This is a genomic window from Formosa sp. Hel1_31_208, from assembly GCF_900104785.1.
Lineage (GTDB): Bacteria > Bacteroidota > Bacteroidia > Flavobacteriales > Flavobacteriaceae > Psychroserpens.
Genome location: NZ_LT629733.1, coordinates 1,106,128 through 1,125,979, shown reverse-complemented (window position 1 = coordinate 1,125,979; position 19,852 = coordinate 1,106,128). Strand labels below are relative to the sequence as shown.

General features: G+C 35.8%; 18 protein-coding genes. 8 read left to right on the top strand and 10 right to left on the bottom strand.

What is annotated here, in order from left to right; genetic code table 11:
- Nucleotides 1–17: 17 nt before the first annotated feature.
- On the bottom strand, nt 18–905 hold the full coding sequence (locus BLT57_RS04865) for a hypothetical protein (RefSeq protein ID WP_091423051.1): 888 nt from the start codon (nt 903–905) through the stop codon (nt 18–20).
- A gap of 181 nt (nt 906–1,086) precedes the next feature.
- Between BLT57_RS04865 and rpsO the strand changes: the two genes are divergently transcribed.
- The 6 genes from rpsO (at nt 1,087) to rpe (ending at nt 7,388) form a co-directional block, all read left to right on the top strand.
- The gene (gene rpsO, locus BLT57_RS04860; protein ID WP_091423049.1) at nt 1,087–1,356 is read left to right on the top strand and encodes a 30S ribosomal protein S15; all 270 of its coding nucleotides are present in this window, start codon (nt 1,087–1,089) and stop codon (nt 1,354–1,356) included.
- A gap of 214 nt (nt 1,357–1,570) precedes the next feature.
- A complete protein-coding gene (locus tag BLT57_RS04855) occupies nt 1,571–3,820 on the top strand; it encodes a polyribonucleotide nucleotidyltransferase (protein WP_091426667.1) in 2,250 nt (749 codons plus the stop codon).
- A 273-nt stretch (nt 3,821–4,093) separates the two neighbouring features.
- On the top strand, nt 4,094–5,149 hold the full coding sequence (locus BLT57_RS04850) for a hypothetical protein (protein ID WP_091423047.1): 1,056 nt from the start codon (nt 4,094–4,096) through the stop codon (nt 5,147–5,149).
- 99 nt (nt 5,150–5,248) lie between these two features.
- Complete coding sequence (locus BLT57_RS04845; protein WP_091423044.1) at nt 5,249–5,623, top strand: hypothetical protein; 375 nt, start codon at nt 5,249–5,251, stop codon at nt 5,621–5,623.
- 91 nt (nt 5,624–5,714) lie between these two features.
- Nucleotides 5,715–6,578 (top strand): RNA polymerase sigma factor RpoD/SigA, encoded by an 864-nt coding sequence (locus BLT57_RS04840; RefSeq protein WP_091423042.1) that lies wholly within the window; start codon nt 5,715–5,717, stop codon nt 6,576–6,578.
- 147 nt (nt 6,579–6,725) lie between these two features.
- Entirely contained in the window at nt 6,726–7,388 is a 663-nt protein-coding gene (gene rpe, locus BLT57_RS04835) for a ribulose-phosphate 3-epimerase (protein ID WP_091426665.1), read from the top strand.
- A gap of 15 nt (nt 7,389–7,403) precedes the next feature.
- Here rpe and BLT57_RS04830 read toward each other — a convergent pair whose 3' ends face one another.
- The 9 genes from BLT57_RS04830 to BLT57_RS04790 form a co-directional block, all read right to left on the bottom strand.
- Nucleotides 7,404–8,087 (bottom strand): cytidylyltransferase domain-containing protein, encoded by a 684-nt coding sequence (locus BLT57_RS04830; protein WP_091423039.1) that lies wholly within the window; start codon nt 8,085–8,087, stop codon nt 7,404–7,406.
- A 1-nt stretch (nt 8,088) separates the two neighbouring features.
- A complete protein-coding gene (locus tag BLT57_RS04825) occupies nt 8,089–9,135 on the bottom strand; it encodes a nucleotidyltransferase family protein (RefSeq protein WP_091423037.1) in 1,047 nt (348 codons plus the stop codon).
- Nucleotides 9,122–10,231: a UDP-N-acetylglucosamine 2-epimerase gene (neuC, locus tag BLT57_RS04820; protein WP_091423036.1), complete on the bottom strand. Its 1,110-nt coding sequence runs from the start codon at nt 10,229–10,231 to the stop codon at nt 9,122–9,124. The genes BLT57_RS04825 and neuC overlap by 14 nt, the downstream gene beginning before the upstream one ends.
- Nucleotides 10,228–11,250 (bottom strand): N-acetylneuraminate synthase, encoded by a 1,023-nt coding sequence (gene neuB / locus BLT57_RS04815; RefSeq protein ID WP_091423033.1) that lies wholly within the window; start codon nt 11,248–11,250, stop codon nt 10,228–10,230. Before neuB ends, neuC begins: the two co-directional genes overlap by 4 nt.
- A gap of 1 nt (nt 11,251) precedes the next feature.
- On the bottom strand, nt 11,252–11,875 hold the full coding sequence (locus tag BLT57_RS04810) for an acetyltransferase (protein WP_091423029.1): 624 nt from the start codon (nt 11,873–11,875) through the stop codon (nt 11,252–11,254).
- Entirely contained in the window at nt 11,865–13,007 is a 1,143-nt protein-coding gene (locus BLT57_RS04805) for a LegC family aminotransferase (RefSeq protein WP_091423026.1), read from the bottom strand. The genes BLT57_RS04810 and BLT57_RS04805 overlap by 11 nt, the downstream gene beginning before the upstream one ends.
- Nucleotides 13,007–14,197 (bottom strand): UDP-N-acetylglucosamine 4,6-dehydratase, encoded by a 1,191-nt coding sequence (locus tag BLT57_RS04800; RefSeq protein WP_091423024.1) that lies wholly within the window; start codon nt 14,195–14,197, stop codon nt 13,007–13,009. Before BLT57_RS04800 ends, BLT57_RS04805 begins: the two co-directional genes overlap by 1 nt.
- 160 nt (nt 14,198–14,357) lie before the next feature.
- The gene (gene wecB, locus BLT57_RS04795) at nt 14,358–15,455 is read right to left on the bottom strand and encodes a non-hydrolyzing UDP-N-acetylglucosamine 2-epimerase (protein WP_157717122.1); all 1,098 of its coding nucleotides are present in this window, start codon (nt 15,453–15,455) and stop codon (nt 14,358–14,360) included.
- Between the two features lie 135 nt (nt 15,456–15,590).
- Complete coding sequence (locus BLT57_RS04790) at nt 15,591–16,334, bottom strand: zinc-dependent peptidase (RefSeq protein WP_231928798.1); 744 nt, start codon at nt 16,332–16,334, stop codon at nt 15,591–15,593.
- Nucleotides 16,335–16,999: 665 nt separating this feature from the next.
- On the opposite strand from BLT57_RS04790, the gene BLT57_RS04785 reads away from it, so the two are divergent.
- Together BLT57_RS04785 and BLT57_RS04780 are read left to right on the top strand one after the other, a co-directional pair.
- A complete protein-coding gene (locus BLT57_RS04785; protein ID WP_157717121.1) occupies nt 17,000–18,451 on the top strand; it encodes a hypothetical protein in 1,452 nt (483 codons plus the stop codon).
- Nucleotides 18,452–18,668: 217 nt separating this feature from the next.
- Nucleotides 18,669–19,766 carry a T9SS type A sorting domain-containing protein gene (locus BLT57_RS04780; RefSeq protein ID WP_091423002.1) on the top strand — a complete coding sequence of 366 codons (1,098 nt, stop codon included), beginning with the start codon at nt 18,669–18,671 and terminating at the stop codon, nt 19,764–19,766.
- The last annotated feature ends 86 nt before the right edge of the window (nt 19,767–19,852 follow it).

The window sequence follows — 19,852 nt, the reverse complement described above, 5'->3', positions numbered from 1 at the left end:
TTCTCAATACAATTAAACTAATTCAAGATAATATCAACTACATTACCATTATTGAATGTAAATGTCGCTGCGTTATCACAAGCGCCACTACCATAGTCAAATGTTCCACCAAAGTTTGTGCGCTGCACGTCCACACTTCCACTCACAAAATATAAGCAAATCACTTCGCGACGCAAAGGCACAACTACTTGGTATGTGTGCTCATTTCCGTTAACAAAGGTTGTCGTCCAGTTACCAGTTACTTCAAATACATTATCACTAAACACACCGCTTCCAAAACCTTCAACCCACTCTCTAATGCGTAAACCTTCCCTACTAGCCTGTGCACCATTTGGCCAAATTACCGTAAGATCTAAAGTATGGGTGAATTGCGGATTTCCATTATCATTAGAAAGTTCCTTTAAAAGTGTTTTACTTCCTATGATGTTTTTAGCATTGAAATAAAAATCAATTAAATCATAGGTGAGTAATATTTCTTGCGCTTCCGGATTTCTGGTGTAGGTTAATACAATTTGACCTCTCAACAAATGACCGTTAACAACACATCCTTCTGTTCCGAAATCTAAAGTAAGCTCTCTAAAATTTTGCTGTGCAACAAGGGTAATTGTTACACATTCAGGCAATCCTGAGTCGGGTTCGGCCAGACGACCTAACTCATCAGACTCTTGACCTTCGTATGCGCTAATAATCACGTCGCCAATAACATTAGCAGCCGTGTCTATTTCTGAAGATAATGCAACTTCAGAAATCTCTGTATTTTGTGTCTCGGCAGGAACAGCAGCCTCATCATTACTACAACTCGTAAATGCCAAACCTAAAACCACAAAGGCTAACATTACTTTTGATACTCTTGCACTCAAACTAGGTGTAGTCGTAGTTTTGAATACTTGATTTAATAAATTCATAATTGCTTTTTTTAATGTTAATATGATGTTAAGACCAAACTAATTTAAAAACGTTTAATTCCGAGTTCGAAAAAATTGAAAACTAATAGTATAATCCTTGTAAATGATTAAAAATTACTATATTTGCCGCTTGAAAGATAGACTTTCAACGTACATAACAATCATTTACAATAATATTAGCATGTATTTAGATCAAAAAGAAAAAGAAGCCATTTTTAAAAAACATGGCAAAGACCAAAAGGACACAGGTTCTGCTGAAGGGCAAATTGCTTTGTTTACTTACAGAATTAACCACCTAACTGAACATTTAAAGAAAAATCGTAAAGATTTTAACACAGAACGTTCGTTGGTGAAATTAGTAGGAAAACGTCGGTCTTTACTAGATTACTTAACTAAGAAGGATATCATGAGATATCGTGCGATAGTAAAGGAATTAGAATTAAGAAAATAAGATCAAAGAGGCTTCGTGCCTCTTTTTTTATATAATTAACTCTCACGACAGAGTATAACCATCGTAAATAAGAAGCTAAACATAGTTTTTCATTGGTCATGACATTACAGATGTCGCACAACAACTACAACAACACAACGACCATTGTTTAACATTTTTTGCCGTGGATATCGACGACGCTCAATCACCGGCAAAACTAGAATTAAAAAAATTTATGATTCCAAAAGTTTTTAGAGAGGTCATTGACCTAGGGGACGGTAGAGAAATTTCTATCGAAACTGGAAAATTAGCAAAACAAGCGCATGGTAGCGTTGTTGTTCAATCTGGAAAATGTATGTTATTATGTACAGTTGTTTCCAACTACGAACAAAAAGACCTTAATTTTCTGCCGTTAACGGTAGATTACAGAGAAAAATTTGCTGCGGCAGGTCGTTACCCTGGAGGTTTCTTCAAAAGAGAAGCAAGACCAAGTGATGGCGAAGTATTAACAATGCGATTAGTGGATCGTGTATTACGTCCATTATTCCCAAAAGATTATCACTCTGAAACTCAGGTGATGATTCAATTAATGTCTCATGATGACGACGTTATGCCAGATGCAATGGCAGGTTTAGCAGCTTCGGCAGCTATTCAATTATCAGATTTCCCTTTTGAATGTCCGATCTCTGAAGCAAGAGTTGGTCGTGTTAACGGTGAATTTGTAATTAATCCAACCCGTGCGCAATTAGCCGAATCTGATTTAGATATGATGATTGGTGCTTCTGCCGATTCAGTAATGATGGTAGAAGGTGAAATGGATGAGATTTCAGAAGAAGAAATGGCAGATGCCATTAAGTTTGCACACGAAGCTATTAAAGTTCAATGTGCTGCTCAAGTGAGATTAGCTGAAGCTTTCGGAAAGAAAGAGATTCGTGAGTATGAAGGTGAAAGAGAAGATGAAGATTTAGAGAAGAAGGTTCATGACATGGCTTACGATAAAGTGTATGCTATTGCAAAAGCCGGATCTGCTAAACATGAAAGAAGTGCTGCATTTCAACAAATAAAAGAAGATATTAAAGCAACGTTTTCTGAAGAAGAATTAGAAGATTATGGCGGTTTAGTTTCTGATTATTATCGCAAAGCTGAAAAAGCTGCGATTAGAGATTTAACCTTAAACGAAGGTTTACGTTTAGATGGTCGTAAGACTGATGAGATTAGACCTATTTGGTGTGAGGTAGATTACTTACCATCAACACATGGTTCTTCAATCTTTACACGTGGAGAAACTCAAGCCTTAGCTACAGTAACTTTAGGAACATCGAGAGATGCTAATCAAATAGACATGCCTTCTCAAGAAGGTGAAGAACGTTTCTATCTTCATTATAACTTCCCTCCTTTTTGTACTGGAGAAGCAAGACCAATTCGTGGAACATCTCGTAGAGAAGTAGGACATGGTAATTTAGCACAACGTGCTTTAAAAGGAATGATTCCGGAAGATTGTCCTTACACCGTGCGTATTGTATCTGAAGTATTAGAATCTAACGGTTCTTCTTCTATGGCAACAGTTTGTTCTGGTACTATGGCACTTATGGATGCTGGTGTACAAATGACAAAACCAGTTTCTGGTATTGCAATGGGATTAATCTCTGATGCAGAGTCTGGAAAGTATGCTGTATTATCTGATATTTTAGGTGATGAAGATCATTTAGGAGATATGGATTTTAAAGTTACGGGTACTGCAGATGGTATTACAGCATGTCAAATGGATATTAAAGTAAAAGGATTGTCATATGAGATTTTAGTGAATGCATTAAAACAAGCTCGTGATGGTCGTTTACATATCTTAGAGAAATTAACGGATACAATTGCAACACCAAATGCAGATGTTAAAGAGCATGCGCCTACAATGGTAACAAGACGTGTTCCTAATGAATTTATTGGAGCCTTAATTGGACCTGGTGGAAAAGTAATTCAGGAAATGCAAAAAGAAACTGAGACTACTATCGTTATTAATGAAGATCCAGTGACTGAAGAAGGTATTGTTGAAATTTTAGGTGTTGGTAAAAAAGGCATCGAGGCTGTAATGGCAAAAATAGATGCCATCTTATTTAAGCCTACAGTTGGAAGCGTTTACGAAGTAAAAGTGATTAAAATGCTTGATTTTGGTGCTGTAGTAGAATATATGGATGCCCCTGGAAACGAAGTCTTATTACACGTCAGTGAATTAGCTTGGGAACGTACTGAGAATGTATCTGATGTTGTAAACATGGGAGACGTTTTTGACGTGAAGTATTTTGGACAAGATCCAAGAACACGTAAAGAGAAAGTATCTCGTAAAGCCCTTTTACCAAAACCAGAAGGTTACGTAGCAAGACCACCAAGAGATGATAAACGTTCTGGTGGACGTGATAACAGAGGTAGAGATAATCGTGGACGTGATAATCGTCGTGATGATCGCAAGCCGAGAGAAGATAAACAAAACTAATTAAGTGTTGTAACTTATAAAAAGCCTACCAAAAATTTGGTAGGCTTTTTTATTTTAATAGCATAATTTTAATTCCGTAACCTTGTACAAAATCACTAATTATTAAGAAACACTAGTTTTTTAATTGTCTTAAGCCAGTCTCGGCACTAATTTTGATACCAATAGCCACTATAAAGCCTATGCTTAGCGTTGAATTTTTGACGTTTGACTAAAGTTTATAGTGTTACGACGCCACCATTAACCAATAGATGAATCCTCTATTAAATCGCTATTATGAAATTATCTCTACCTAAATTTTCAATCTTACTCGCTTTATTAATTATCACCGCTTGTGCTTATGATGAAGATGACAATCTTAACAATACTCCTAATGGAGAATTCATGGAAATCATCACAACAGATTCTGATCTTTTTAAAAACCTTCAAGATATAGCAAGTAATGATGTGAGACCTGATAAGAGTATCGCATGTATCGACTTTATCTATCCGCTAACCTTATTTGTATTTGATAACAGCAATGAACTCCTGTCTTCTCATCTCATAATTGATGATGACCAATTTAGTTCGTTTTTAGAAGACTTAGATCTTTCCTTATCCATTAGTATCAGTTTTCCTATTACTAGCACGCTCTCAACTGGTGAGGAATTCATAATAAATACAAAGGAAGAATTGAAAGCTGCTATTGATGAGTGCTTAAATGAAGAGTTAGTTTTTGAATGTAATCAACTTATACAGAGCTGTATTTGGAAGGTTGGCTATAGTTACAATTATAGCAATGACTACCTAGGTGGTATTTTTCAAGAGTCAAATGGGTTTACCACTTTAAATGTCAACGACGTTTTGATGAGTGGTTCATGGTCACCATTTATCATTGAAAATGAATTGCACATCAATATTGGTCTTAATGATACTTCGGAAATTGGAACGTTCTTCAATTTTGATTGGAAGGTTGAATACCTAGATGAAAACTCCTTTCTACTAAAAAATGGAGACAGAGAATTGGTATTAAATCAACGTTGTGATCCAGAATTTGCCGATTGCGGAAACTTTGTGTTTGAAGTTTGTGAAACAGAAATTGGAAGCGGTATTTCCGAATTTATTTTAGATGACTATACCTTCTGTATTTTTGATACTTTAGAATTAGACGAAGCATTCGATATTAACTATTACGAAACTCAAGAAGAGGCCTTAAATAGTACCAATGCTATTATATCTAGCGATGTCTTTATTAATTCGGAAAACAATCAGAGCATTTTTGTTAGAATTGACGATGATGAAAATGATATGCAGTATGTTATGGTGATTACGCTTTCATCCATCGATTGTTAAACAACGATTTGCTTTTAGAGCATGCTTTATTGGCTAAACATTGTTGAGCCAATAGTCTTTTAACTTGCATACGTCATAGTTTTTCTTATCTTATGAGCTATGATACAAGCAGACAAAGAAAAATACAAGGACATTTTAAAAAACTCGGTAGATTATCTTGAGCAACATGGATTTGAAAACATTAAAGCCGATACCGAAGGCTACGAAACCCCTAAATCATTTCTAAAAAAAGGAAGCGATATTAGCATCACTCCTGATATTGTAGCTGAAAAAGAAGGCAGAAAATACTATTTTGACATTAGCCTTAAAAGTGTAAAACCAAAGCTCTTAAAGTCTAAGTGGTTGTTTCTTAACGCCTTGAGCGCATTAAAATCTCACCAATTTAAACTTATTACAACTAAAGGACATTACAAATTCACGAATGAAATGCTGCACGACATTAATCTAAATGATAAAAAACTTATTAAAATTTAAATTAATTTTGATTTCTTGTAACATTTTTAGGACTTGTTACGTATAACTATATAGCGTATTACATTTACCCAAATTAAAAGGAGATAATTACATGAGACAACTAAAAATTACGAAGCAGGTTACCAATAGAGAAACTGCATCGTTAGATAAATATTTACAAGAAATTGGAAAGGTTGACTTGATTACAGCCGACGAAGAGGTTGAATTAGCTCAGCGCATCAAAGCTGGTGACCAACTAGCTTTGGAAAAACTAACGAAAGCAAATTTACGTTTCGTCGTTTCTGTTGCTAAACAATATCAAAACCAAGGCTTAACATTACCAGATTTAATTAATGAAGGTAATTTAGGTTTAATTAAAGCTGCACAACGTTTTGATGAGACACGTGGATTTAAATTCATATCTTACGCCGTGTGGTGGATTCGTCAATCGATTCTTCAAGCATTAGCTGAACAGTCTCGTATTGTGCGTTTACCATTGAATAAGATTGGTTCTATTAATAAAATTAATAAGACCTTTGCCTTTTTAGAGCAAAGTCATGAGCGTCCGCCTAGTGCAGAAGAAATTGCAAAAGAGCTAGACATGACTATTAACGACGTTAAAGAGTCAATGAAAAACTCAGGACGTCACGTATCAATGGATGCGCCTTTAGTAGAGGGTGAAGATTCAAACTTATACGATGTATTGCGTAGTGGTGAATCTCCAAATCCAGATAAAGATTTATTACATGAATCTTTGCGTACGGAAATAGAACGTGCTTTAGAAACATTGACACCGCGTGAAGCTGATGTGATTCGATTATATTTTGGTCTTGGAAATCAACACCCAATGACTTTAGAAGAAATTGGAGAAACATTTGATTTAACGCGTGAACGTGTAAGACAAATTAAAGAAAAAGCGATTCGTAGATTAAAACATACGTCTCGTAGTAAAATATTGAAAACCTATTTAGGATAGTAATTACCACATCGTAATTACACCTAAATTAAAGCAACAAACAGTTATACATAACTGTTCGTTTTTTGATTGATGAAAGAACCCAGAGCTGATTACTCTGGGTTCATTTTTTTGCATACTTTTGCACAAACCTTATATTCAATAATTATGTCTTCTGTATTAATTGCACCTTCAATGCTTGCTGCCGATTTTGGCAATCTCCAACGTGATGTAGAAATGGTAAACAATAGTGATGCCGATTGGTTTCATATTGATGTCATGGATGGTCATTTCGTGCCTAATATTTCTTATGGAATGCCAGTCATTCAAGCCATAAAAAAACATGCGACCAAACCTCTTGATGTGCATTTAATGATTGAAAAACCGGAGCGTTATATTGAAGAATTCGCCAAAGTAGGTGCCGATATCATTACCGTTCATCACGAATCTACAGTACATTTACACAGAACCTTACGGCAAATTAAAGATGCGGGTTGTAAAGCCGGTGTAGTTCTTAACTTAACTACTCCAGTATCGGTTCTTGAAGATATTCTACCAGAATGCTATATGGTTTTATTAATGTCTATTAATCCGGGATTTGGCGGTCAGAAATTTGAAGAGATGACTTACAACAAAGTCAAAAAACTTCGTAAAATGGCAAATGATCAAGGCTTAAACACACGAATCGAAATTGACGGTGGCGTTACAAATAAAAACGCTAAAGCTTTAGTGGAAGCCGGAGCCGACGTTCTTGTGGCAGGAAGTTACATCTTCAAAAGTGACAACCAAACAGAAACGATAACGCATTTAAAATCAATAACGAATAGTTAGTAACTATCTCATCTATTACTGATTACTCGCAATGAGCTCCGCTAATTGCCAATCTAATGGTGTGTCGATATCAATGGATGTATATGCATCCATTTCATACTTGATCACTTTCTCAAAATCGCCTATGGATGTGTCTTTTATCGACTTCGGATTGATGACATAAATAGCGCCATTCAATTCCCAGACTTTAGGCACATCTTGACGTCTTAATGCTTTGCTCGCTTTTGATTTTTTTAAAAAATGTTGTTCATCTTCTTCAAAGAGCACATAATACGGATTTGCATTGGTTTCTTTTACTGAAACCACCATGTCTAAAGACTCGTTGTATAAGGCCAAGGCCTCTTTAATCTGAGTCCCAGTGCGAAAAGGTGATGTAGGTTGCAATAAAATAATAACCTCTGGCTCTTTTCCTTGATGCCTAACGAATTGCTCCATGGCATGCAGAATAACATCTCTCGAATTCGCTGTATCGGTTGCCAAATAATCTGGTCTAAGAACAGGAACCCGCAACCCTGTCTCTTCTGCTACAGATTTAATTTCTGATGAATCAGTACTTAGGAAAATATACTGATTATCAAAAACCTCCTGAGCAGCCTCAATCGTATAATGTATTAAAGGCGTTGCATTAAGGGGCTTGATATTCTTTCCGGGAACACCCTTAGACCCTCCTCTTGCTGGTATGATAATTAATGGAATCAAATTAAAATTTTATAGTTTGAATATCTTTTTGTGCTTTTTCAAAATCTTCGTGCTTACCCACATCCAACCAATAGCCAACTAATGGGTAGGAGACTACTTTTTTATTTTCAGCAATCAACCGTTCCATAAGATCAGTAGCATTGAAATGTTCCCCTTTCGGAATAAAATCTAAAACCGATCGCTTCATTAAATAAATCCCTCCATTAGAATAATACGTATAGGTTGGTTTTTCCTTAAAATTCAAAACGTGACCATTTGAAGTCTCTAAAACAGCATAAGGAACACTCACATTATAAGGAATTGTCGCCACCGCCAAATCGGCATCTTTTTCTAAAAAATCTAAATAGAAAGCTTCATAATCCAAATTTGTTAAAATATCAGAATTAGAGACTAACACATGCTCATGCCTAAAGTTATCAATTTTAGATACTGACCCAATCGTTCCTAAGGGCTCGTCTTCCCATATGTATTGTATGGAACGATTTCTTTCTTTTCCATCACCAAAATAGGTTTCAATTTGGGTTCCTAAATACTTTACAGAAAACCAAAAATCATCAATACCATATAAAGCTAATCGATCGACATTATGTTCCATTATAGATTTATCTCCTACTTTTAAAAGAGGCTTTGGCATACTATCAGTTAGTGGCCGTAAGCGTTGACCTCGCCCTCCTGCCATAATCACTGCGTCTATTGGTAAATAAGAGCGTATATTTCTGAAATTTACAATATTAACCACCTTATCGTCTGCATCAATAACTGGTAATATCCTGAAATTTTGTGTGCGATACTCAATAATTTTATAGATATCTCGAGACCCTTTTCGGATATATCTTGGGTTCTGCTGAATGATTTGACTCACAGCTTCATCAATAGTAACGCCTCTTAACAAACCTCTCCTCACATCACCATCGGTGAGCGAGCCCTTTAGTCTGCCTTGGTCATCGACTACAAATACAATAGCATCTCTAGCCAATATATCTAGCTTTTGAAGGGCGTCACGTATTGGAGTTTCAATGGTAATAAGGTGTTCTTTATAATGAACCATACTGTTTTATAATTTTGATTATTTGTTGGGCAGTACCCGCTTTATAATACACATTTTCACCTACATATTCAGGCATTTCAAGAATTGCTTTTGTTTTTTTGACAATGGCATTAGCATCAAATTGCACATCAAACACATTGTCACTTGTGGTGCGTCCTTTTTGTCTTGAACCCACATTAACCACATATTTTTTAAATGACGCAGCTTCAATGATACCACTGGAGGTATTTCCAATTAATAATTTGGAATACTGCATTGCTGAAAAATAATTCGTTTTCCCGAAATTTTCAACTAACACAATCTCAGCAGCGCGTTCTGCTTTCAATTTATGAATTTGTTCTCGAAATACACTACCCAAGGTATCAGCATTAGGCATGGTGATCACAATTTGAATGTGATTTGCAAGTTCCGCCAGAGCTTTATACATTTCCATAGCATATGCCGCATTTGATTCAACATCAACGGTTTCTGGATGAAAGGTAACTAAAGCAAAGTCTTTATCTTGAATATGAAAAGCTTGTAATAACTCGGACTTATCTATAGGCACAAACGCCTTAATTCCGTCGAGACTCAGCGCGCCAACATCATAACTGTGAGTAGAATGACCTGTAAGTTGCTCAACTTTGTGTTTATAACCTTGGGTCGATACAAAATGTAAAACAGATGCTAGTGTTATTTGGTGTCGGTATACATTATCAATGGCACCTAAAGTAGTTTCTCCGCCATGAATGTGAGCTAAAGGAACTCCAAATGGAATACTCGCCTGAACAGCTGCACTCATTTCGAATCGGTCACCCAAACAAAACACGATGTCATACCTATTGTTTTTCCAGAAATCGGCAAAATGTATTACTGTTTTTCCGTAGGACATTGAAATCCCATGAGGACTATCATCGACTTCTAATGAATCAATTTTATGTATGGTTTTAAAACCGTCAGCCTCGATATGTTTAATTGTATGCCCATGGTTTTCTGAAAGATGGGTTCCAAAAGCAATAATTTCAATCTGAAAATAATCATCTGTTTTTAATTGATTTAACAACGGTACATAAATACCATAATCAGCTCTTGAACTTGTTAACACACCTACTTTCATGACAAATCTGACCAGTTTAGCTTTGCAAATTTATTAATGTCTCTAGACATCGTTTTTCCAATGACTTTATTCCAATCCATAGCAGATATGCCATCCCCAGGCCTCAAGGGCATAAGGTCTGATTCAGAAATCACCATTCCAGCTTTTATATCTTTGGCTGCATGAATACTCTTTCTTGCAATACTAATATTTTTTTGCTCGCTCGCTGAAGGCTCCTTTATGCCATTACCAGATATTGCTTTCTCTATGTTGCGTATGGCTTCAACCATCGCTTTTAAATCATCTGGTTCTAAAGAGGCTTTATGATCTGGTCCTGGAAGGGTATTATCTAGTGTAAAGTGCTTTTCAATAACTCTTGCTCCTAATGCTACAGCAGCAATTGGAACTTCTATACCTAAGGTATGATCTGAATACCCTACAGCCACATCAAACGCTTTTTTAATACTATTCATAGCATGAAGATTCACGTCGCTCATAGGGGTAGGATACTCGGTATTACAGTGCAATATGGTAAGATCTTCTCGACGAACACCAAATTCATATAACACTTGTATTGCTAATTCAATATCTGTGAGATGTGCCATTCCCGTTGATAAGATGACTGGTTTTCCGGTTTTCGCAATAGCTCTTAAATATGGAAAATTAGTAAGCTCTCCACTTGGCACTTTATAGATATCTAACCCTAAATCATATAAATACCTCACCCCTTCAACATCAAAAGCACTAGAGAGAAATTTAATAGGTTTCGAAGCGCAATACGCCATTAATATTTTATGATTAGAATCACTAAGCTCTAAGGATTTAAGCATTTCATATTGTGATTGCTCATGGTCTCCAGTGTTTTTAGACTGATATTCTGCTTTTTTTGCTGACGGACTTACAATCGTATCGGCTTTAAAGGTTTGAAATTTCACATAATCCACTCCAGCTTCGGCGGCCACATCAATAAGTTGCTTGGCCATTTCTAAATTGCCATTGTGATTAACGCCAGCTTCAGCTATGATGATAACTCTATCCATATTAAATTGTTCTTGCCGGATTTCCAGCAACTTTAGAATGATCAGGAATATCTCTTAATACCACAGATCCTGCTCCAATAATCACATGTTTACCTATTGTTATATTTTCCTTTACGACTGTATTAGCGCCTATAAACGTTTGTTCACCAACGGTAACATTTCCTAATAAAATTGCTCCAGGTGCCACATGAACCCCATTGGCTATTTTGCATTCGTGTTCTACAATACAGCCTGTATTTAAAATGCAATGGTCTCCAATACGTGCCAATACATTTACCACACTTTGTTTTGCGATAAAAGTGCCTTGACCAATACTTACATGTTCGGAAATATGTGCAGAACTATGGATTACACTGAGCAGATTTTTACCCTTATGACGAATTAAATTCGCCACTTTTGCACGTATGTGATTATCCCCAATACCCAAAATATAATCAAAAGGTTCGTCCCAGGACGAAAATGTATGATCGCCTTCAAACCCTAAATAATCGAGTTGAAACGGATTGATGTGCATCGCTTCTTTTTCAGTATAAAACTGCAAATTCATAGCGCTAGTTTTTGCTGTTTCTGCAACGACTAACCCATGACCAGAATATCCTATTAAAACAATTTTTTTATCTGACACTACTTGGAATATTTACGATTCGTTCCTCTAAAAATATGGCATTTTTTTGATTATCTCTTTGACAATGCGCAAACATTGGCAATCTAAACATTAATTGCCATATTGGTCTGGTCATTACACCCTGTTCATTTGTTTGCTTTAGAAAAGCATCACGTTCCGCTTTATCTGCTAGCTCCACGCACATTAACCAATAGTTGGCTTGTGTTTCTGGTAGCTCTGTTCTAAACCGAATATCTCGTGATTTAAAAAACGTGTCATATAACTTTGCCAGTTCTCGCTTCTCTAACAAGAACCTGTCTAATTGTTCGAGTTGTGCACAAGCCAAGGCCGCATTAATATTTGGCATTCTATAGTTATAACCCAACTCATCATGATAGTACTCATATGAGTGTGGTCGTTTAGCTGTGGTGGTTAAATATTTACCCTTTTCAGCGAGGGCTATATTACTACTCACAATAACCCCTCCTCCACCAGAGGTTGCAATTTTATTGCCATTAAATGAAAATACACCTAATTTTCCAAAACTTCCTGTTGGTTGTCCTTTATATGTACTCCCAAGCGATTCTGCAGCATCTTCTATGAGTGTTATGCGCCATCTCTTACAAACTGAAATGAGTTCATCCAGATGCACTGGAAAACCAAAGGTATGCATAGGCAAACAGGCACTAATCTTACGTCCAGTTAATGTATTATAACAGCCGTCATCTCTTAATTCGCCATGCGCCTCTAAAAATAGTGACACCGCTTTTGGTGATAAACCCATGGTGTCTCTATCGACATCAACAAACACAGGATGTGCGTTGTTATATGCAATGGCATTAGCGGTGGCGACAAAGGTTAAGGCTTGTGTTATCACTTCATCTCCTGAAACGACACCAGCAAGACGCAAAGCTACTTGAATTCCTGCTGTTCCATTAACAACTGCAACAGCTTTTTTAGTATTGGTTACTTCAGCCATTTTGGTTTCAAAAAGATCAACATAGGCACCCACACTCGACACAAAAGTGGTATCAATGCAGTTTTCTAAATATTTTTTTTCATTCCCTCGAAATCTTGGCACATGAAGTGGAATAAATTCGGACGTATTATAAAGCTCCTTGATATAATCTGTGACGTCATTAAATCCTCCCATTACATCTTTGAATCTAAATATTTCCCTGTTTCTTTATGTCCGAAATCTGGTATCATGTCGTGAAATAAGTGTACGATGTCGTCTTTTGTCCATGATTGTTTCAGCTTCATGTCGTTAATCGTTTTGGTAAAATGATTCAACTTTTCAGTGTTATAAACGGGCTCATTCTTTATAATACCAATACCATTAAACCGGTCCATATCTAAAACTTCAGAGTCTGTATAAAACTCTTCATAGTCTTTTTCCCCTGTGGTATCACTTTTAGTAAACAAACAAGGCCATCTTTTATGGGCGATATGAGATGCGATATCCTGTCTCGCTTCATCTTCAGATTGGCATAAATACGGCTCGTAGCCTAAATTTTCTAAATATTTTACGGCGATATCTGCAAATGAAATTAGGTGCAGCGATTCCTCTAACTTCGGAAAAAAGATATCTCTATTATCACCAAGAAGACAGGACGATAGACACAATTCTCCAGCTTCCTGAGGCACCACAAAATAGCGCTTGATATCATTTGGTGCTACAATAGGTTGTTTCTTTTGAATACGCTGATTAAAGCCGTGTAGTAAGGATCCATCAGAAAACGCCACATTTGCGAATCGTGCTGTTGAAATAACCAGGTCTTTACTGCGCCTCATGAGAAACATTTCCATAATACGCTTTGACGCTCCCATCATATTTACCGGATTTGCGGCTTTATCTGTAGACACACAAAAGTATTTTTTCGCATGGTGTTCTATGGACTGTTGAATGGTTTTGTCGGTGTTAAAAATATTGACATTAATCATTCGCATTAAGGTAAATGGATCCTTCTCGCTTCTCACATGTTTTAGAGCAGACAAGTTTAAAACGTAATCATATTGGCCATCAGACTTTATAAACGCATCATACTCTATCGAACCAATATCTAAAGCAAAAGTTTTAAAATCGCCATTGATATATCCAAATGAACTGCGAACATCTCGAACTAATTCTACTAAATTATTCTCACTGATATCGACGACATGTAACTTTAAAGGATTGCGTTTAAAAATCTCTTTGGTAACGGCTTGACCAATAGATCCTGCTCCGCCTAAAACGAGAAATGATGATTGTGATACCTTCTGATAGAGTTCATTCTCATGTGCTAGAATATCTGTGGTAAAAAGCTTAGATTTTCTTCCAATAAGACTTAGTGAAATGCTCATATAACAATATCTTCTTGTAGTACTTTTGTTAAGTAATTAATGTTATACAATGATACGATAATTTGCTAAGGCTTAAAAGACAAAGTGTATACTTTCCTCTCAATACACACTGTTGGCATAGGAAAAACAAACATCGCATTAGGCTTCTATTTGACCTGTGCTATAGCATATTTTGAATCACTTTGAGAACACGTATAGTTGCTTCACCATCCCATAATTTAGGGATTTGCCCTTTTTTATAGACGCCAGAATAGATAGCTACAACTTCATCATTTATTTTTTGTTGATCAAAATTAAGTAAGGTATTTGAACCTATTTCAATAGTACTAGGCCTTTCCGTATTTGGACGTAAGGTTAAGCACGGGATTTGCTTAAAGGTGGTCTCCTCTTGGATGCCTCCGCTATCAGTTAATACCATGGCACTATTATGGATGAGGTTTTGAAAACTAAAATAGTCCATTGGCTTGGCTATCACTAAATGCTCTAAAGCCTTAAATTCAGTTTCAAGATTAAATAATTTTATGTTTTTAAGCGTTCTCGGGTGCATTGGGAACATCACTTTTTTATCTGAAGGCAAATGCTTTAATAGGGATAGCAAACTTAATAATCCTGCTTCATTATCTACTGTTGCAGGCCGATGTATGGTCATTAAAATATAGTTCCCCTTTTCAAGCTGGTATTCTGATAATACATCTTGATTTAATATCTCGGCTTCAAACGCTGATAAAGTATCAATCATGGTATTTCCAACGAAATGAATTTGATCTTTAGACTTCCCTTCTGTCTTCAGATTATCAATGCCACTTTGTTCGGTTACAAAATAGAAATCTGATAGTTCATCCACCAGTATTCTATTAATTTCTTCTGGCATAGACCGGTCAAAACTTCTTAAGCCACTCTCTAAGTGACCCAGAGGGATACCCATTTTATATGCTGTTAATGCAGCTGCTAATGTAGAATTAACATCTCCAGGCACCAAAACCATATCGGGTTGAAACGCCGTTATCACATCTTCAAGCTTTATCATGATTTCACCGACTTGCGTATTGGCAGATGCTGGTGATATATTTAAGAAATAATCTGGCCAAATATCCAATTGTTGAAAAAACACGTCGGCCATAGACTTATCAAAGTGCTGACCTGTGTGCACAATTTTAATATCAAATTGATCTTTAAAGTGCTGTTGAGCTACTTTTTTAAACTGTGTTATTTTAATATAGTTGGGTCTAGTGCCAACGACAATTAGTATTTTTTTCAAAGGATACAATATGATTTTTATGCTATATGGTTATGATTGAAACGGTCGTAAACAAATATATTCTAAAAAAAATAAACATTTGGGCAAACCCATCTTCATTACGACTTATAAATCGATCTCATTTAAATCACCCTTCTAATATCCTGCAAAATTGAAATTAAGCATTGTTTTTACTTTCATATAGATTTGAGGAAATTGGGATTTAAACTGATCTGGAGATTCAATAAACGTTTCAATGACGACAGATAAAAACTCGAACTGATTTGTAAACGCATACTCTCGTAAAAATTGAGATTTAATAAGTTTCGATTTCAATTTTGGGTTTTTATCAAGCATTGTAGTCAACTCAACGTAGGCATTCAAAAAAATGGCTGCACTAGTACTGCGGTGCCTTACACGCATAAAATAAAAGTGAATCGCATGGGTAAATTCATGAACTGCTAGGTTTAAATTATCATCTTCAATATCATAACCGTGAAGGACATCCTTCCATGAAAACACTAAGGCCTTATACCCTAAGTTAAACTCTCCTTTATGATAGGCTTTATTGGTTTGAGAATAAAACTCATCAGGATAAAAAATAATCCGTTCTACCGACTTTATGCGATAATCTCTTAAACCAAAGGTGAGTTTAACCAAGGTGGCAGAAATCATCACTTTCATTTCTTGGGTGACTTCTAGATCCTTTCCAATAAATTCCATGTTTTTAATGACCATAAAAACGCGGTGTTCAAAATAAGACTGGTGTGTTAATGACAATTTTTGGTAGAATTTAAATTGTCTTTTTAATACCGAACGTTGGTCCTTCGATAATTTTTGTTTATTGAAATAAATATGATTAACAAATAGGCTTTTATTGATATACTCGACATAAGCCATTTCAAAAAAATTGAAGATTTTTTTAGCGATCAGTACTACAATTAAAAGACATAACAAATAAATTATAGAATGAAAGATAAGCTCACCAATAGGATATAATTCTTCTTTTTGAATTAGGGCTAAAATCATTGGTCAAAACTACTGAAAAAAAATTCCGCCATCTGAAATAAAAATAAATAGCGATCCAAACGAACTCATATTTGCGCCTTAATTGAGGTAAATTTTTATCTAAATATGTCCCATGAAATATCCGATAGTGCACAAACCACCCAACTGAAACATCAAAAAACATAATAATAAATATCAATCTCATACGCACTTCACCTTGATTAGAGGCTCCAAATTCTCGAAAGTAAGGTGTCCTATATAGGCCATAGAAATTAGAATTGCTGCCAGAAGCCCATAGGCTAAAGTGATAATTTTAAGGATTTCATAAAAGGCAGCGTTGTCATGAATTAAAAGCTAAAGAATTGCTATGTTCATAGATATCGCGTGTCATAAAATGATGGACAAGGTCAACCTACTCGCACATACCGAGTTATCAAAATTGCGCTTACAGACATTTTGAAATCGAAAATTTATTGTAAATTCATCTGCAACTAACCAACCTCCAGCCGAAGAATGCATGGTACAAGCACTCAAGCTCAGGTTACAATACATCTTTTATGTTATTAATTGTTCAAGACACCGCACAAATGGGTTTGTTCTTACGTTTGCTCATGCTTGTCGTGGCCTATTTAATCGTAAAATTCACACGTAGAAAGCTCCTAAAGAAACTCAATGTTTTAATGATGACCACCTCTAAAAAGGCCATCCAAGAACCTGCAGATGAAACGATTGTAGAAGATAAGCCAACCCTAAAACCGCTCACCATTCGCGAATTAACCAGCAGCTCAGAATTACCTGATGCCAAAACCATAAGAGCTACGATGGTGAGTCGCGCGCAGGCCGAATTCAAGACGTTATTTCTTACCGATTTGTTGGTCGTGGCCGTCTATGGCCTAGTACCGTATTTATGCTCGTTTTTAGTTGTATATATGGACGCACCTATGTATTTCTTTTATGTGTTCATCCTCCTTATTTGGACCGTCATGCGCTTTATTGGGCATCGCAATCAGTTTAAAGCGTACAAATCAGGCATCTTTGGGTTTTTGAGTCCGTTGAGTAAGAAATTATTCTTTCCGTTTCAAGCCTTGTGGTGCCAAGTTCTCTTTATATTTTTAATGCTTATTGGCTTAAAGGAAGCCGTTTTGTATTTCTCCATTGGAGAAATTATGGTCGGAATTGCATTTATAGTTCCCATCCTATTTCATCTGTATACCATGTGGCACCGACGTAAAAAAGGACGTGAGAAGACCAATATCAAGTTACTCATTTTAAGGGTGTTTTTGTTAAGTGATACCTCTGTATTCACCTTCTCCACCTTGGCGAAATACTGGAAGCATTTTGGAAGTTATTTTACCGTGGCAGACCCCTCTTTTTATAGGGTGTTCTGGAAACGACAATACAAACGAAACTTTCCTATTTTTATCATTGTGGTTTTCATGATCTTTACCTTTTTTACTGACGATCAATCTATGGAAACCATAGGCGCTATGTTTGCCTTCTTTACGGTATTACTTCTTATAGGCGCCTTCATCTATATCGCAAAGGCCACCAAAAGCATGTCTAATAAATTCATGCATACCGAAGACCAGTTAAAAGCGCGTTTGGCCGACTTAGACCAATGGCCAACAAAATACGATAACACCTTTAAGGAATTTCCAGTGATGTGCTATGACAATACCTGGAAGGTCGGCGTGAACACTTTGGTGCATGAAGCCAGTGTGATTATGATGGATCTGCGAGGCTTTAGTGAAAAGAATAAAGGCTGTGAATTCGAGATCGATTTTATCTTAGATCATGTTCCGGTGCATCGCATTGTGTTTGTATGCAGTACTGAGGCGGTCGATTTGGTACGCAAGACCATTACCGAACGTTGGGCATCCTTAGCCGGAGACTCTCCAAATCATAAGATTGAAGACCCAAAGGCAGCCCTCTTTATCACCGAAAAAGAAAACAGTAAAGAATTGCAAGGCATTATGGACCTGTTGCTAAAAGCGGCACAAGGGGTTTGAAGGGAAATAGATTAGCTTGTTCGGTGTGTACTCAGAAAATCCTACAGATTTTTATCTGGTTCGTTTTCTTTTAGTAATGCAGTTCTAGGCGACATAACGCAACCATACACGAACACGTCGGCATTCATGATATCCGAAATTCGGAAAATTACCTATTATTGGGTATTGATTATAATTTTGTAAACCTTTATTATTACCATTGACTTGAATTTAAATTATGAAAACAAAATTACTTCTCTTATTTTTAATTACATCTTTATTCTCACAAGCTCAAGTATCTGATTTCATTAATGGACTTAATCAACCTAACCGCCTAATTATTGATAATAATATTATATACGTTAAAGGAGTTGCTGCACCAGGAGAGATTATTCAAATAGACCTTAATGCTCCATCACCTTCAGCAAATGTTTTATTTAATAGTCTTCCATCTAGTACAGACCCTATTGGTATTGGAAATATAACTAAACAAGGAAATATTATTTATCTTTCATATGTAAATGACAATACAGGAGAAAGTACTCTAGCTAGTTTTGATATTAATAATCCGACAGTATTAAATGATATAGTCTCTGGTTTGGGATTTGTGCCTGCATTAGATTTGTACAATGGTGAGCTATATTTTACTGATGAAGATTTATCAGGTGGAGGAATATCTCTAAAAAAAATAGATATTTCCGTTTCTAATCCGCCTGTGAATACAATAGTATCGGGTTTGACAAATCCACAGGATATGGAATTTAATGGAAGTACATTATATATAGGAGATAGAGATGCTGGTAGTGGCACAGGTATTATTTATTTTGTTGATGTTTCTTTGAGTACGCCTGCACTCAACTCATTCATCACAAATACAAATGTTAGAGGAGTATATGTTTATAATGATTTTTTATATTTCTCAGAAAGTGGAGTTATAAAAAAAGCCCCATTTTCTAATCCTACTAATATAACTACAGAAGTAATAGATACTGGAGGTAGTACTGATTTTTTAAGAGACATAGTAATAAGTGGAACTAATTTATATATGCCTCAAGAAAATTTTGGAAAAATAGTGACTAAAGAAGACTTAACTTTATCAACAAACGATTTTAATAATCAACTTTCAGATGTATCAATCTACAATAATAAGAATGATATAAATATTAATGGGTTAAATAATCAAAATCATAATATTAAAATTTATAGTTTAACGGGTTCAGAAATCTTATCAAGAAGTATGAACTCAAATGACAATTCAATTGATATTAGTCAAATATCCAATGGAATTTATTTATTAAATATTGATAACAAACAGACTTTCAAGTTTGCAAAATAGTTAATGAAAAAATAACGAAAGGCCAACATGTATTGGCGAACTATCTATCCCGTTTGGTTATTATTCTATGGGGATCAAAAAAAAAA